Source organism: Endozoicomonas sp. 8E, assembly GCF_032883915.1.
Taxonomy (GTDB): Bacteria; Pseudomonadota; Gammaproteobacteria; order Pseudomonadales; family Endozoicomonadaceae; genus Endozoicomonas_A.
The window spans coordinates 4,666,055-4,683,018 of the sequence record NZ_CP120717.1; the positions used below are offsets into that span (position 1 = coordinate 4,666,055).

Annotated in this window: 11 protein-coding genes; 3 read left to right on the plus strand and 8 right to left on the minus strand. The window is 48.6% G+C overall.

Translation table 11 applies throughout. From position 1 onward, the window contains the following. Positions 1-139: 139 nt before the first annotated feature. Entirely contained in the window at positions 140-520 is a 381-nt protein-coding gene (locus tag P6910_RS15675) for a hypothetical protein (RefSeq protein WP_317142220.1), read from the plus strand. A 208-nt stretch (positions 521-728) separates the two neighbouring features. Here the strand turns inward: P6910_RS15675 and P6910_RS15680 are convergent, their stop codons facing one another. From P6910_RS15680 to rlmKL, 6 genes are all read right to left on the minus strand, one after another. Further along, positions 729-2,222: an oligopeptide:H+ symporter gene (locus P6910_RS15680; RefSeq protein WP_317142221.1), complete on the minus strand. Its 1,494-nt coding sequence runs from the start codon at positions 2,220-2,222 to the stop codon at positions 729-731. Between the two features lie 649 nt (positions 2,223-2,871). Further along, complete coding sequence (locus P6910_RS15685; protein ID WP_317142222.1) at positions 2,872-3,441, minus strand: DUF29 domain-containing protein; 570 nt, start codon at positions 3,439-3,441, stop codon at positions 2,872-2,874. Beyond that, a complete protein-coding gene (locus tag P6910_RS15690) occupies positions 3,392-3,538 on the minus strand; it encodes a hypothetical protein (protein ID WP_317142223.1) in 147 nt (48 codons plus the stop codon). The genes P6910_RS15685 and P6910_RS15690 overlap by 50 nt, the downstream gene beginning before the upstream one ends. A 286-nt stretch (positions 3,539-3,824) precedes the next feature. Further along, on the minus strand, positions 3,825-4,160 hold the full coding sequence (locus P6910_RS15695; RefSeq protein WP_317142224.1) for a hypothetical protein: 336 nt from the start codon (positions 4,158-4,160) through the stop codon (positions 3,825-3,827). Between the two features lie 442 nt (positions 4,161-4,602). Further along, a complete protein-coding gene (locus P6910_RS15700) occupies positions 4,603-5,520 on the minus strand; it encodes a hypothetical protein (protein ID WP_317142225.1) in 918 nt (305 codons plus the stop codon). A 581-nt stretch (positions 5,521-6,101) separates the two neighbouring features. Further along, on the minus strand, positions 6,102-8,306 hold the full coding sequence (rlmKL, locus tag P6910_RS15705; protein WP_317142226.1) for a bifunctional 23S rRNA (guanine(2069)-N(7))-methyltransferase RlmK/23S rRNA (guanine(2445)-N(2))-methyltransferase RlmL: 2,205 nt from the start codon (positions 8,304-8,306) through the stop codon (positions 6,102-6,104). A 272-nt stretch (positions 8,307-8,578) separates the two neighbouring features. Here rlmKL and rmf point away from each other — a divergent pair, with 272 nt between their 5' ends. Beyond that, positions 8,579-8,791, plus strand: a complete 213-nt coding sequence (gene rmf / locus P6910_RS15710) for a ribosome modulation factor (protein ID WP_317146560.1) — start codon at positions 8,579-8,581, stop codon at positions 8,789-8,791. 148 nt (positions 8,792-8,939) lie between these two features. On the opposite strand, the gene P6910_RS15715 is transcribed toward rmf, so the two are convergent. After that, complete coding sequence (locus tag P6910_RS15715; RefSeq protein WP_317142227.1) at positions 8,940-9,965, minus strand: quinone-dependent dihydroorotate dehydrogenase; 1,026 nt, start codon at positions 9,963-9,965, stop codon at positions 8,940-8,942. Between the two features lie 206 nt (positions 9,966-10,171). Here P6910_RS15715 and P6910_RS15720 point away from each other — a divergent pair, with 206 nt between their 5' ends. Continuing rightward, the gene (locus tag P6910_RS15720; protein ID WP_317142228.1) at positions 10,172-14,155 is read left to right on the plus strand and encodes a hypothetical protein; all 3,984 of its coding nucleotides are present in this window, start codon (positions 10,172-10,174) and stop codon (positions 14,153-14,155) included. Here the strand turns inward: P6910_RS15720 and P6910_RS15725 are convergent. Then, positions 14,148-16,880: a hypothetical protein gene (locus tag P6910_RS15725; protein WP_317142229.1), complete on the minus strand. Its 2,733-nt coding sequence runs from the start codon at positions 16,878-16,880 to the stop codon at positions 14,148-14,150. The genes P6910_RS15720 and P6910_RS15725 overlap by 8 nt on opposite strands. Between the last annotated feature and the right edge of the window lie 84 nt (positions 16,881-16,964).

A 16,964-nucleotide genomic window follows, 5' to 3' on the forward strand; every position in this document is an offset into this window, starting at 1 on the left:
GTTCGCTATTATAACCCCAACGGCCTGGTACAATAAGGTTGTTTGCATTTCCTTGCAAAAGCTACAGTCTCCCACAACGATAACCGGGGCTGCAGAGCTGTTGCAGCTGACCATGAGAACAAAAAAGTAGTGAGAAAGTATGCCTGTCATGAAACATCTGTTATCAATAACGTCATTAGCCCTATCCATGACCTTGTTGGGTCTTGTCAGTTTCAACCAGAATGCTTTTGCAGCAGAAACCGGTGACACCATTGCGGTGCCCGTTGGCAGTCAGTCGGCTGAGCTCCGCAGCACAGTTCTGTTGCCGGAAAGAGGTCAAAGCATGGAGTCGGTCAAGGATCGTCTGGGACCACCTGAAATATCTGAAACGGTTGGAAAACCTGCAATTACCAAGTGGAAGTATCAGGACATGACAGTATATTTTGAAGATAAAACCGTTCTGCGAGCGGTTGTTCACCCCAACTTCCAAAAAGCCGAGCCAACCGCTGTTGCCACTGATTCGGCTGTCAGACAGCCGTGAGCGGAGCAAACCACTAAAAATGGCGACCGTGTTTGAACGGTCGTCCTTTTATAACACCAAAAGGTCTGCATAATCAGGCTATTGCCAGTTTCGTCTGGCTTTTATCTTTTGGGTTCATCAATCTGTCCAGATGGATAGCAGTAATAAAGCTGAACCATTAAAAAAGGTGGCCCTCACTAAACAGCCACCTTTTCATAACACTAAAATGTCAGAACAATCTGCCTGTTGCCAATTTCTCCTGACTTTTTTCTACCGGACTCATCAATCTGTTCAGTTTAGGTGTCGTCAGAAACATGATCAGGGCAACCACTGCTGAAATCACACCCATAACTTCGAAGAAATGGCTGTAAATCGGCAGAGTAACCAGTGCGGTCGCTGACTGACCGGCATCAACAGCGGTCAGGCCCGCCACATAACCAGCCAACAGAGAGGCTGCAGAAGTCGTCAGGAACCAGGCCCCCATAATGAAACCATGCATACGCTCAGGCACCAGCTGAGCCACCATCGCCAGGCCAAGACCACTGATCAGAAGCTCTCCCAGCGCCTGAGCCAGATAAGTACCAACAATCCAGCCCGGAGCTACCAGCCCTTCAGCACTGGCAAACCGGGCAGCCAGAGGAATAAGGACAAAGCTCACCGATGTCAGGGCCATCCCCATGGCAAACTTGGCTGGCATACTCATGTCTTTACCGGTCACACCACCACGGTTGTATATGTAAGCCAGTATCGGACTCGCTACCATGATCCAGAACGGGTTGAGGGACTGGAAGGAAATCGGGTTAATTTCAAAACCAAAAACAAAATGCTCAACATTATGGATGGTGAAGAAGTTCAGTGATGTTGGCATCTGGAAGTACATTACCCAGAAGATAACGGCTTCGAGCATCAGTACCAGAGCAACAATCATCTTGCCACGCTCAACACCCTTAGAGCCCAGAATCTCCTTGAGGAAGATCAATACCACACTGCTTCCAAGCATCGCCAACAGGACATTGGCAATAAACAGATGATTCAGGATAAAAACACTGACAAAACACGCAGCAATAACACCGACAAAAACCAGTCCAAACTTCTTGTAGTCCAAAGGTTTAAAGTCAGGCTCTGAGCCATAATCGGCTACCCAGTGACGAATGATGAAATAGTTAGCCAGAGCCACAAACAGCCCCAATGCGCTAACCATGAAGCCCAGGCTCCAGCCAAAATGATCCACAACATAAGGTACGCTCAGCAGGGAAATAAAGGAACCTATATTGATCGCCATATAGTACATGGTGAAGGCACCATCCAAACGACTGTCGCCTTTTTTATAACACTTGGCCAGAAGGCTAGAAGGATTGGCCTTAAACAGTCCATTACCCACTGCAACGGTTCCCAGGGCAAGATAAACCATCTGAATGTCATTGCCTGCCAAAGCCATGATGGCATAACCGGCCATCAACACCAGGGCCCCGAAAACTATAGTCCGCTTGGTACCCAGTACCCTATCTCCAAGGAAACCACCAATCGCCACCAGACCAAAAACCAGAGCATTGAAGGCACCAAAGATAATAAACGACTCAGACTCCGAAATATCCAGTTCACGAACCAGATAGACGGCCAGAATAGCCTGAAGTCCGTAGTAACCATAACGCTCCCATAGCTCAAGAAAAAAGATCAGATAAAACGGCTTGGGCTGTTTCAGTACATTTAAAGATTGCTGCATGTAACCCCCCCTGACTCCGATGTTTGTATCTCCCGCCCTGACAGATACCCGTTGCGAATGATGGTCGACCTACCTTTATGTCTGAGCTTTTGATTTTGTTGAAGGTAAGCCAGAAATCCCGTGTAGAAGGAAATACAGTGAAAATATGACAAATTAAAACCCGGGTTCCCATGCTTCGGCGTGGGAACCCGTAGCTGTCTCACACTGTAGAGTTCGCTTTTCAGGGGAGGCATGCATTCCCACGCAGAGCGAGCCAGTCGCAAAAACCAGCGAGCAAAGCTGAGACAAGGAAAAAAGTGACGAAAAGTCGCAGTTTACAGCGAGTAAATAAACATTTTGAGCCACTTTTTAACGCAGCACCAGCAAAGCGCAGCACTTTTGCGACGGCCTCAGAGCGTGGGAACGTGTTGTTGGAGTTTTGCAACACCCTCTTCAGATGAGAGAGATTTCAATAAGTCATAGAAACATATTCTGTTATTTATAAACTTATTGAGAGTTCTCCCTTTGATTTTTTGATGGGTCAGTAAAAAACCTCTGCCCCCCCATCTCGTGTTCCATGGCCTCCAACAGATTCTCTAAATCCAATTGGTCAAATTGCTTTTCAGACAGTAAATCTCACTGCTGCCCCAGCCACTTATGGTAATCAGTCTCATACAAACTTTTCATCGTTTACCTCCTCAGGTAACCAGTCATCATCCATAGTCTGTTCAAACGTCCACGGGCATTGGTCTGGAAAGCTGTCTTTGTTCAAACGCTGTGCTGTGCTTCTGGCATGACTGTTCATTTCCTTGATAGCAGCCCTTTTCGCCATCTGATACGTTTCCGGAAATATCTCAGCAACGACAGGCTTCAAGTGCGCATTCTCTTCAAGCAGCAGTTTGATCTGCGAACGGGCATTAATGATACTAACAAGCCAAAGATGGGCCACCCTGTCCTCCACCCATGGGTCATTCAAAACAGTTTTCTGGTAATGATATTTGAGCAAATGCAAAAACAATACGTTCAAGTAAGACCGCAATTCACGCTTACAACTCATTAAGCTCGACTCCAACTCCTCAAGCAAATTGTCCAGGTCAAGCTGCTCAAAATCCCGATTTTTGAGTAAAAATACCTGCTGCTCCAACCACTTGTAGTAATCAATTTCGTACAAACTTTTCATCATTTCCCTCCTAAAAATCCTGTTCAAGCTCGTCGATTTCGGCCTTGCTAAGCTCTTCATCTCTGGGCTCAACGTCGGGCACTTCCTCACAGGGTAGATTAACAATGCCGGTAAGAAAGTTGTCCCAGACCTCCAGCAACTTAATCTTCAGCTTCAAATAACCAAACCCTTCATAGTTCGTTTCCCTAACGTTAGTGGCTAAATTGTGAACAAGAATCAAGTCACGGTAAGAATGCCCTTACCCTTTTTATTAAGTACCTGGCCAGTTGGTTTCGCATAGCCCGACAAGGGGATATCAGAGCTGCTTCCTTTTACATAACCTTCCCGCTTCGACAAAAACATCTTTGCCGTTGAAAATCACAATCAATGGTTTGAAGAGAAGAGAAAAGAACACCACCTTCACAAAGCCTTCAGCTATGAGCCAACCATAAACTTTTATGCTGTCATTCCCGGAAATTGTAGTGTCTGCAACTGCCACCTGAACCGGCCACATCCTGACCCACAACGAGCATTACATCAGTGCCATGTCCGAAATGATCAAAGGGACACTTTAATAGGTTGGCAGGATCAGATTTAGTCTCAGCCCAGGGTTCACAGAAGTCACAAACCGGCATATGCCACCTGACGACTGCGATCGCCTTGGGCGGAGTATCCCGGGATATGACGATATCCTGATATCGCGGTTTATCGCCATCGCCACAGTCTGTAAATACGACATTCTTATAATGGAGGCCAAGTTTACTGATATTTAAGTAATGGGGTGGCATTGAGTCAGTCATTGGATTATATACCCCGTACATGCAAGAACTCTCTGACCCAGCCTTGAAAGAGTAGGACACGCTATGGTCGGAATCATAATTTCTTATAAAATAAATATTCCGATCCAGTGCGTGCACACTTCCGAACGCGAGCGCAAGAATCGTTGACCATGCCAGCCTGGAGATCAGCTTCATACTCCCCACCTACTGGTTAGTTAACCGGGCAGTCAGGGTATGAGGCCTCATACCCTGTTGTCGCCTGAATCGTCACGAAAATTGTAGCTCTGATTTACTGCCAGCTCAATTAACCTGAAATGACCTTTCTGAACAACAAAAACATCCTTAAATCTCTTGCAGTTGGAAAAAGTGGGGGGTCCGCAAAATCAGTTCGCACTCGCTGATATCCTTTTGCAACCATCACACTGGTCTGGATGCAGAAACGGCAGTGGAATCTATGGAGTAATTATTCCAGTAATCGATGCTGGCACTTTTCCCAGGAATCAGTTGGTTTACAATCCAGGGCTAATGCTGGTGTGTATCTGGTCATTAATGATTGTGAATTTTCATAGTGACTAATGAGTGATCTCCTGATCGTCCATGTAACCTGGAAATTCACCGGTTCCCCGTGGGTTTTCACCCAAGGGAGTGTGTAGTAAAAATCCTGGAAACTGCCTCTATCATAGTCACGTGCCTTGCCGTGTTTAACGTGTTCGCCGTCAATGTAAAGGTCAACGTCGGTTACACTGTTGAAACTGCCATCTTCATCCAGGCCACGATCATTGCTCCAGAAGATGTGCACCACCTGATTGGTACAAAATTGCGCTGGTGATTTGACACTCTGGCATTTTGGTATTGGCGGTAGCCGCATCGCTTTGGCCTCAATGGGTGATACCGGCCCTTCAGCGCCAGACCCAACGGGATTGAGTGCATCACCTCTGGATTTGTAATAAAAATAGACGGCGGCGCGTTTCAAATCACTTTTATCTTTATCATCCTCTTTATAATAGCGATAGGTAGCCTTGAAGTAATAAGTCTTACCGGGCTTTACCCGATAGTAAAAACCATGAAAGTCTGGCCCGCCGCTCTGCACCGGGGAGAAACCTTTACTGAGATCAGATGCATCCTTTGCGACACCCACCCTGGTGCTGACTAAGGTCCAATTCCACGAAATAAAATCATCAGTATCCATGGTGATCAGTACCATATCGCCCGTGCATATCTGGTTATAAGGGCAGGCATTAGTGCCTGACGCAGAAATAGCGTACGAAGCCTGATCGTCGTGAGTAAAAATGTTGTCGGGTTCTGCCTTAACGAGCTGCACCCAAATGAAGAATGGAATCGTCAGCAGGAAAAGATTTTTCAGCGTCTTAATCTGATACATAAACCGATATCTTTCAAACCTGAGGGGCAACAGCCGATGTTCACCAATGAGGGTGAAGCGGCTATTGAACTAACTCTTAAGTCACTCAACGTAGTCATCCCTGCCACTTAGCAGTAAATACTTTTTTGGAGTAAAAGTCGGTGATCCATGACCGGATATGTTATTTAAGGTGAGTTCGATGCAAAAAAGACAGGGAGCTACTGGTTATTTAACTAGCTTCTGATTATCAGACCACACATCGCCAAACAGAGACTTCCATGTCCAGGACCAGTGTAAGTACTCAACCATACGAAATCATATTTTCTGACTCATTGTTCAGGCACTCGCGGCAACTGCTCCTGCGTTGCTCTAGCTCCTGCATCCATGCAGTCGTGCGGCGGCAGCAAATTGGTCTGAAAATCCGCTTTTGTTCGTCAAATAGCTCGCTATTCTCCTTACAAAACCGAATTTTCATCCTCAATTTTCTGCCGTCCTCGCTACGGGCGCTATTCTCGGTCAGGCTCCTAGACAGGCTCCGGAAGCAGGAGAGATTTTTGCACAACCAGACGAGGGGATGCCGACAAACCGGAAAGAGCTAATGCCTAAATATTAGTGCCATTTACTTTTTTCATAATCTTCCAGCTTCGATGAATACCTTTTCGCCGTTGAAAATCACGGTCAATGGTTTGATGAGTGATCTCTTCGACAAGAAATTCTGACTCAACACGCTCATCCAGTTTGAATTTTCTGAAATTGTTTGAGAAATAGAGAACCCCCCCCTTACTCAGCCTCTTTACTGCCAGTTCAATTAACCTGAAATGGTCTTTCTGAACATCAAAAACATCTTTTAGCTTCTTGGAGTTGGAGAAGGTAGGAGGATCCATAAAAATCAGATCGTACTCGCTGGTATCTTTTTCCAACCATTTCAGGCAATCTTCCCGCTCCATTCGGTGACGGCGCTCGCTCAGACCGTTCAGGGCAAGATTCTTTTTACCCCAGTCGAGATAGGTATTGGAAAGATCAACACTGGTAGAAGAAACGGCTCCCCCCATAGCGGCATGAACGGTTGCTGTGGCGGTATAACAGAACAGGTTGAGGAAGCGTTTGCCCGCCGCTTCTTTCTGCAATCTCATTCTCATCAGTCGGTGATCCAGAAACAGCCCCGTATCCAGATAATCATGCAGGTTTACCAATAAGCGACATCCGCCCTCTTCAACTTCCATCATCTGCTTCTGTTCGTCTTGTCGGACGTACTGACTGGAACCTGATTGACGTTCGCGTCGTTTGAGGACAATATTTTCATCCGGTATATTCAGCACTTCAGGCGTCACTGCCAGGGCTTCGATTAACCGCTCCTGAGCTTTTTCCTCGTTAATGGATTTAGGCGCTGCATACTCCTGAACATGCACCCAGTCACGATACACATCCACCGCTACAGCGTATTCCGGCATGTCGGCATCATAGAGGCGATAGCAGTCAATGTTGTTTTTTCTGGCCCATTTGCTCATCTGCCTGAAATTTTTCTTCAACCGATTGGCAAACATGTTAGCCCCTTCAGAAATATAGGTAACTGTTCTGGCCTCTGGTTGATTCCGTTCCTGTTTTTCTGCAACAGCCTCTCTCGCTTCACGGCTGCGAATGTCATAAAGAAAGAGCTTACAGGGCAGTGCACCGTTAAAGAGTGAATAACTCTTTTTTGGCCCCATTCCGAGATTTTTCACCAGACTGGGCGTGCCGGTGAATATGCCTGCCTGCCAGCCCGGGCAATGCTCCTTCAGTTTTTCACCCAGATGTTTGTAGAGGTAGACCAGACTGGCTTCATCGCCCATACGTTCACCGTAGGGAGGATTACAAACTACCAATCCCGCATCTACGTCAGAATCCATCGCCAAATCCTTGAGTTCCTGCTGTCGTATCCTGACCCTTTTCGACAGCCCTGCCCTTTCCAGGTTGGACTTGGCACGATGAGCAACAGAACCCAGACCTTCAAAGCCAGTCATATGGGAACTCAGGTTAGCCAGCCCCTGTTGCCGACGCTCCCTGGCTTCCTCCAGCACTTTCGTCCATACCTTGGGCACATGCCCCATCCAGCGGTCAAAACCGAAACGGGCTCGGAGCAGACCGGGGGCAATATCAGCCGCCATCATGGCACCTTCTATTAACAGAGTACCGGCACCGCACATGGGGTCCATTAACGGTTTACCCTGTGCCGCCATTTCAGGCCAGCCAGCCCTTATCAGAATGGCTGCTGCCAGATTTTCCTTCAGAGGCGCTTCACCTGATTCCTGACGATAGCCCCGTTGATGCAAACTCTGACCTGACAGGTCAATCGACACAAACGCTGTTTTTCCCCTGGCATGAATATTGACTCTTAAATCGGGGTTAGTGGCTTGCACAGAGGGCCGCCAGCCATGGTTATCTCTTAACTGATCAACAATGGCGTCTTTAACGACCTGGGCACCGAATCGGGTGTGATTAATATCTGGGGTGGAGCCGTTGAAGTCGACCCGAAAGCTGCTCTGGTTGTCGAGGTGATCATCCCACTCAAACGTTCTGACCCCCTGATACAGGCTGTCTTTATTCTCAGATCGGATCTCACCCAACCGCAGTAAAATCCGGCTTGCCAGTCTGGACCAGAGACAACTGCGATAAGCAACCTCAAGACTGCCGTTGAAACTCACACCAGCGACAGTTTCCTGGACAGATTCAGCACCCAGATCCGCCAACTCTCTGGCCAGCAGGATTTCCAGCCCCTTGGGGCAGCTGGCGAAGAGTTCCAGAGAGCGCTCAGTAAGAGGCGTATTCATAACTTATATTCCAAAATAATTTAAAAACTCAGTCCTTATCAGGATTGATTTCTCGACAGCCTGTTCAAACTTCGTTAGAAATTAGACCGTAGACTTTCCCTGTATGTTTGCTCTCTGGTTTTTTCCCAGTTCCCTCGTTGCATGTAACTTGCATATAACCTGGTGGGCTTCCGGAGTTATCACAACAGACCGGATCAGGGAATTTTCCAAGTGCTGTAACAGGGTGCCAGGGAGGCATTGATAAACGAATCAGCAAGAGGCAGTTCCACATGATGAAAAGACAAAAAAGGGATATGACAGACAGAGCCTTTACCAAAGGATATCGGACAGGTGCGTCTGGACGTTCGAAGGATATCTGCCCACATACGGACCCCCAACTTCGCCAAGCCTGGCTAACGGGCTGGCGGGAGGGTCGCGTAGACAACTGGGATGGCTTGATTGGCATTTCCGGCCTGCAACGGGCCAATAATGCCTCCTTTCTATGAGTTACCCTATTGTTAAAGCCCATATAAGCCCCGGATTTCCGGGGCTTCTTTCATCATAACAACCGAAAAAGCATATCCCTTAGTCAGACCCTGCTTAAAAGTGTTTCAAAAGCTCACCAGGCTGACCATAATCAGACTATCCGAGCCTTCAACCATGATCACAGGAATAAACGGCCTCTGCCGCTTCACGAATCAGTGAAGGGCCTTTATAAATGAAACCTGAATAGAGCTGAACCAGGCTGGCCCCTGCTTTGATCTTGTCCGCTGCGGTTCGGGCATCCATGACACCGCCCACACCAATAACAGGCAGTTTTCCGGACAGTTCGCAAGACAACAGTTTAATCACTTCTGTCGAGCGGTCACTTAATGGCGCACCACTGAGCCCACCCTGTTCATCAGCATTGGACAAGCCCACAACAGCATCCCTCGACAGCGTGGTATTGGTCGCTATAACCCCGTCCATCTCGTAGGAAACCAGTTCACGCGCGATGTCAGCAATTTCATCTTCATCCATGTCCGGTGCCATTTTGATAGCTACCGGAACCCTGCGACCGTATTTTTCGGTCAATAAAGCCTGTTCTTTCTTCAAGGCATCCAGCAGACTTTTCAGAGCATCACCAAACTGTAATTGACGCAACCCCGGAGTATTAGGGGATGAGAGATTAACCGTGATGTAGCTGGCATGGGGATACACTTTTCGCAGGCAAGTCAGATAATCACTCTCGGCGTCTTCTACCGGAGTATCAAAGTTTTTGCCAATATTAATGCCAATGATGCCCTGGTAATGACACCTGCGGACATTTTCAACCAGGTGATCAACCCCTTTATTGTTGAACCCCATGCGGTTGATCAGCGCCTGACGCTCCGGAATCCGGAAGCACCGGGGCTTTGGATTGCCGGGTTGAGGACGGGGTGTCACAGTACCCAGTTCAATATGACCAAAACCCAGACTGCCGAGACCATCAATGCAATCTGCATTTTTATCAAGACCGGCTGCCAGGCCTACAGGGTTTTCAAAGGTCAGCCCCATAACTTCCCTGGGACGGGAAGGCACAGATGGCACAAAAGCACCGGTCAGGCCAAGCCGCTGGCCCGCACCTATCATCTCTAATGCCACATCGTGTGCATTTTCAGCAGAGAGACAAAATAATAACTTTCGGCCCAGTTGATACATGAAAAGCCCCGGATAATAGATAAACCTGCGGAATTATACGCAGCTTCATCTTGAAAACCAGTGTTGTGCTGGGGTTTTTATAACTCCGAATTGACTGGGACTAACCAGACGGACAGTTATTCTGACCAAAATGGAAATTTTCTGCCATCCAGAGGGTCTTAATTAGTAAGGGACCCATTTTATCTGATATTGGCAGGAGGCCAGATATGTTAGAAGTATCGATGGGAAGTGTTTTAGAAGGCACAGGTTGTCCAGGCAAGCCTGACTCTTGCCTGAGCCCTGCGCAGAAACCTCTGGCGGAGACAGGAAGCTATTTTCCCCGTCAAGAGGCCGGGAGCGATTCTACACCTTTCTCCAGACCTCTCTCTGAACACCAGGTCACTCAATCTAACCCCACCGCATTCTTCGGAAAAACGACCATTTCTGCTCCTGATATTGATGATGAAAATGAACTCTTTGAGGATGCCGACGACAACCCGGAATGGATAAAGGATTACGATGCCAGGCTGGCGGAAACGGCAAATCCCCTTCCCATCCCCCAAAAGGATCACTGGCAGTTCTCGGCTCAGGACCGGGAAACCCTGATCCGTGAGTATCCCGACTTGCTGGACAGGTTCAAACAAGAAGGTATGGATGCTGAAGTCATCTCTATGTTGCATCCCTATGGCATTCTCGAACGGATTCTGGATGAGTGTCCGCAAAGTGGTTTTGCCCTGTTACAACAGAGATTACTGGCACTGGCTGAGGACATAGAAAAAAACTGGTGGGGCATTACCTCCAGCAGACCGGAAGCCAGAAAACAGCTGGAAGCTTTATTCAGCCTTTTAGCAGCTGATGATTACGATGCTCTGCTTGAAAAGTTACTTGAATTTGAAACACAGCATGGCAAGACACCTTTTTACCATGTGCTTCAAGAGTGCTTCGTACAGAACGTAAAGACCGACCCCTTCAAACCAGAAAATGCCGGAGCCAAACCGGCTGCCGGGACCTTGAAAAAAATGAACGCTCAAAAAGCGCTCAAGGGACTCTATTTTCCACCACCCGGTGACTGGAATAACTGCTCAGAATTGACCGGGACAATGATTTGGAAAATCCCGCAGGTTGTTCACGAACTGCTGCTGGATCGCTGCAGCGCTGATATTAATGAAGCCCGAAACAAGATGCGCTCCGGGCAATGGCAAAGTCGTCAGCAACTGCAATTATTATCGAACCGTCTCAAGTGGCTTGCCGAGACGCCCTGCACGCCCGAAAAACTGACGGACTTTATTGAAAATCCTGATCATAAAGAGGTTCAGGACTTTCTGGAAATGGAATGCCGAAAGCTCTACTTCGAACAGCGTTACCAACACTTAATGTCGATAGAGTTATCGGAACTCTCCATCGATGAGCTGAATGAAACAGAGCAGCAGGTTAGCCCTATGCTGGCGATGGAAAAGCATGAGGAAATGACTGCTGACACGCTGACACAGTTAAAGCATTTCCATCACGCCATTCAACTGGTTCGCTTTATGAAACTGGAGCTGGAAGCTCCAGTTTCAGAACGGATCTTTATGCTCAAGCCCCCTGCCACCGGGCATCTCATGCACAAGCTGAATACCTGCAGGCAAGAGGCCGATGCAGAAATGAAGCTGTATCACGCCATCGTGCAATACAGTGATCACCTGCAGGCTTATCATAAAAACCCAAGCTACTCATCCATAGTTGCTTATCAGCAGAAACATCATGACCTCCGGCTGGCTCAGGAAGAACAGGTGATGGCAGAGACCAGAGCCTTGATAGAACACCCTGAAATGACCCCCGTCATGAGTTCAGGTGATTATCAGGAAAACCTGCAACTACTCAAACTGATGGATCAGGCACTGCAGGAAACAGCCCCGGTCAGGCCCGTCAATTCGGGTGAAGAGGCTATGATGGCGGTGGGGTATCAGATCATCTGGCCCCATAGAAAATCATTTGATGACAAACTGGCCGAACTTCAACATCTTAAAGATCTGAAAGCCGTAGGCTACTCGTTCACTGAAGAGCTTCTGAAAACCTGCGAGTCCATTCCCGGTTCTACCGCTGGTATCCTTAACCGAGTGTCCAACATTGTGCAGCCCGCCGCGGCCACGATTCAGGACTGGTACAGCGGTAAAGGCAGTGCCTGGGGTGTACTGACCGGAGTACACGGCAGTTACACAGAGTTGGAAAAGCAGGCCTGTGAGACACTTTCGGGCATAGTGGAAATCGCCCAGAGCCATCCACGAATGTTCCGTCGTCTGGTCGGAGACTCTGTCCAGACTGTTGAGCAGTTAAAAATACTGGTAGGCGCCGGCAATACAGGACTGGTTTCACAACTTCAGGCAAGAATGTCGGCTGAGTCGGCAGCCTCCTGCTTTGCAGGAGATAAAGCCGTTAATGAAATGTTCGACCCTACAAACAGCTATGCCAACCACCCTGAACAGGCGGCATTGTTAAAACGGTTCCAATTTCTGCTGCATGTATCAGACCTGGCTCTGAAAGGCTCTATCGCCCTGAACTTCTTTGCCGACCTTTCCAACCATACGGCAGGTTCCAGACTGGGTAATCTTCTCGGACTGACAGCAGGCGCCCTGATTGCCGGACCCGCAGGTGGCGTAATGGGCTGGACCGTTGGCGGACTGGCAGGAGCCGTCGCTACCGCAACAGCTCATGCAACGGGAGCCGTTGCGATCCGTGAAGGCGTCAATCAACTTGATGGTCGTCAGGTTCGAGTCCTGAATCGTTTGATCAACTATGGACCAGCCTTTGCCAACACATCCAGCCCCATGGATCAGCTGGCACTGATTGCCAGAGGCGTTGCTAAAAAGGAAGGTCTGGCCAGAAGCTTCTTTAACATCTACTTCAACCCCTTTCGGGTCCGTTACAACCGACTGACAGAAGCGATCCATGCCTACAACAAAAAGGAAGCCGGAGCCTTTAGTCGGCTCGCCGCTGAAGGTGCCAAATGCCTGGTCGTTCTGGGTGGCTCAGTCACAACCGGAGCTCTGGTAGCTGGTGGCGCTTTCTACGGGAGCCTTCTGACTGCGGCATTATGGCCCATAGTCGCCTCCAGCTTCGAATTGATTGTCACGACATTGACTGCCGGCAGCGTCATCAGTCGACTATCTAACTCTCTGGATCATGTCGAGGCCCTGATTTGTACCTACAAAGACGGCCTTCACTATTACCAGATGCTGTTGCCGGAAGGCTCCGATGAAAGAGCCCGTATTGAAGCGCATTGCATGGAATCATCACGACGGATGATGGCTAAAATGACCGCCCAGAGCTCTTTCAAGCAATACCTGCGGGAGACCATCACCGCCGAAGTAGCCAATACCTACTGGCAGCCATGGTGTCAAACCGAAGAGGACAAACACCTGGTTGATAGCGTTAACGCCGGGGTGGAAATGGAAGTCAGCGAATTAGCTGACTCCAGAAAAGAACTGGCAGAAAGCATTCTGAAAAACCAGAAAGCCCTGATGATCCTCCAAAGCTATAAAGACAGGATCGATACCCTGACCAAAGATCACAAAGCCTTTAACACCTTCAGAAGAAAACTCAGGGAATTGGGGCTTCATCCTCCAGAGATCAGCCGTGGCATTGGTTATTACATTCAGGATCAATTACTGGAGATTCCTCTGGCCATCAACCGCCATTGTGGTACCCCCACCCCCGGCACCACCCTGCCAGCCATTGAGAAGACTCTGGAAGACACTTTGAGGCAAACGATCAGGGGTCACTATTTGCTGAAAATGGCTGCTCTTGGCAGACCGATCAAAAGGGTTTTAGACGAGGATGGTAGTGTTTCGCACCGATCTCTCAGTCGTGACGACCTGCTGACCATCAAAAACCATGTCATGAGTGAGTTGTATAACCGTCTGGAGAAGGACATTTCATCGGCGGCGCTGGAGCGACTGCAACTGGCGGTTCACACGGCCGCAAAAAGCGTTGAGGACGACTTTGGCAAGGGTCGAAAAGTCAACCTTAAACAGATGAGTACAGCACTGGCCAATCGGCTGGAAGATCAGGGTCGGACCATGGAAGACGTTGAAAGGCTCAGGGTTGCCCGTTTCCGACAGCAATTGAAAGAGAACCCTGACTTTCAGAATATGACCGAAGAAGAGCAGGCTCTGATTATTGATCAGGCTGTTATTGCTCAGTCCGGAGAATCAACCCGGGCCTTCACCTGAGAAATATCCGGGCGTTCTCACTGACATAGCCAGTGGTTCTGCTGTGCCTGGTTTCATGCTCTGCCCGATGCAAGTCTGGATCAAATGGATCGGTATGTTTGGCCGTTTTATCGGTAAAGTCCTGCAGACTCAGAACATTTTCTCTGGCACCGCTCATTCCACTGTCAAGCATGAAATGATCACCGACTGCAGTTTCACCAGCTGCCGTCACCGCCAACTGATGCTCATGGGCTTCCCTGATTGCAAAATTTTGCTCGAGCCGTTGATGCCGCGTGCACAAGACTGAAGTAAAATGGTGATTGATTTTGTCTGATGTAGCCCCTATGGACTGATCAATTCCATGATAGTGGGCAACCGCCTGCAACCAGGCTTTGTGAACCACCTTTTTGACACTCTCCAGGGCTTTTTTTGTAGCCCGTTGAAAAGCCTCTTGTGAATGGGTGGGATCCGATCCAGAAGTCGATCTCTTGAGTAACTGATCCCTGATGTCTCGCTTCAGTTTGTGACAATACCCATCTAAGGGGTTTGGCAACTCCATGCCAATGTAAACCTGATTCTTGTTCTCTAAACAGCGGGTCTGCATGCCCTTATCCAGCGTCTGGCGCTCCAATTCTGCCAGATCCTCCGGGAAGACGGCGTTCCTTATGGGGTCATCAGAGTCTTTTAACATCTGCAACTCCCGGTAAAGCTGTTCCTTGAAGTGCTGATGAAAATCTTTGTTGAAGACCACCGTCTTCTTGAAATCCTGAAAGGTATTCAGCCCCTGGTTGGTTAATTCCTCACCTTGCTTACCTTCCCAGCTGCAGGCAGTGTATGACCTGCCATAGTTGTCCATGCCATCCCTCAGGAACTTGTTTCCGAGTCGGCTATTTTTCCCGCTGGCACAAATGATCATATCCACAGGTCGGTGCACAACCGCTTCCTCAAGGGTGTCATGCTTTGCCCCGGCCTGTTGGTCATAAGCAGGGTTATAACGTGCTCTGACCTTGTAGCCCTGCTCTCCCGACTCAACGCCTTCCAGCTCAAAAGCAGCCATTCTTTCCAGACTGGAAGGCTCGTCATCCTCATGGGTTTGATTATTCCTTTGCCGCAACTCGTTCAGTCGATCGTGCAAGGCTTCTTCCAGATGCTGAATCGCTATCTCGCCAAGACCATCGGAACGAACAATGCCCTTGCTTTCCTCACCTTCAGCAAAGAGCTCATAGTAGTGCTCACCCAGATAAAACTTCAGCATATCCATCCATTTGAGGTCCAGCCTGACCACCTGACCCTTGTCGTGTTCAGTACTTTTGTTATCAAAGACGGAAACATCGGCACCGACTTCAAATTGTGACAAGGCCAGAGCCAACCCGGTGGGACCCGCCCCTTCAATCGCTACCCGGGGGTGAGTTCTGGCATCATCATGCTGCTTAATCAACCAGTCGAGCTGTGCCAGATCAATCTCCTGCCCCCTCAAAGTGCCGATTTCCTGAATCTTTAACAGCTTGGTGAGAGTGTTCTGCTGACCTGGCCATTGTTCAGGCTGCGAGAGTATGCTCAGCTCCCATCGTCTGCCCGCTGTCAACTGGATATCCAGCAGTGCTCGTCGTGATTTTGCTATCAGCTGCCCCTCTTCTTTGGTCAGGTTTTCACCGGCTTTCAGGCGTTCTCTGATCTTATCTACATCTAACCTGGTAACTTCAGCACTCAGTCGATTCAATGTTTTTCTCACATTGGTTTTATCCGCAGATAACTGCCTATCCTGGAAGGAAAATTCCCTGCGACCATCGAATTGAACTTTCAGTTTCGGATGACGCTTCAGGTCTTGAATAAGACGGTAGTCTTTTTCCAGTACCAAATCTCTTGGGTCGCTGTGAAAGGGAAACTCTTTGCCTACAGCACTCAAAAATATTTGGTTCATCACTGTGCTGAGGGGTCCATCACGCTCCGGAATGCTGTAACTTCTAAATTCGTCACCCCAGATTGACAACAGATCGTCATACTCATCCTGCGACAGCCGTTCGGGCAACGAATGAAGAATTTCCCGAACCACATCTGTGACCAGACACTGAAAATCCCCGGATTGATCGGTGCGATCAAAATGCTGCTTCAGCGTGCCAAAATCCTGCTCCAGCCTGATGTCATGCCTTACCCGGTCTGGTGTGAGTAGTGAAGCCATATAGAAGCCTTTCATGGCCTCACGAGCATCGTGCAGAGATACCGCTGGAATCTTGTCAATCAGTCCCGGCAAGGATTTTATTCCCTCTTCCGCTTCATTGAGCATCGTTTTTATGTTCTCAGTCCTGAGAACAGCGTAGAGAATTTTCTCCCTTATGTTTTCTCTTTCCGAACGGCTGAAACCCGGAATAACCCCACCAGACACATCATTTACCAGACGTTTTCTGTCCTGTTTACTAAGCTCCCCGCCCTCAATAGCCTTCATCACCTGGTCATGCAACAAAACCTTTGCTTCACGCTCTCTGGCCCTTTGCGCTTTTGCGCTGCGAGTGGGAGAAAAAAAGGCAATCAGCCTTTTGAAAAGGTTTCCACGGGGTTTGACAATGATGACCTTTCTCCCCCCGAAAGTAGCGGAAGTGTCCTGCCCTGGTGCCCCCGACTCGCTAATCACTTCAAGCCGGGCTGCTTTTCGTTGTCTGCAAAACGTCTCAAGCTTCCCAACATTGTCCATTAAATCAGCGTACTGAGAACTCGCTTGTGTTCGTCCACCTGCACCTTCGATGCTCATAGTTATAGACCTCCCTGCCCAGGTAATTAAACAAATACAACGATAAACAAATAATTCCGTTATTGATCAATGCAACCGTCAAAA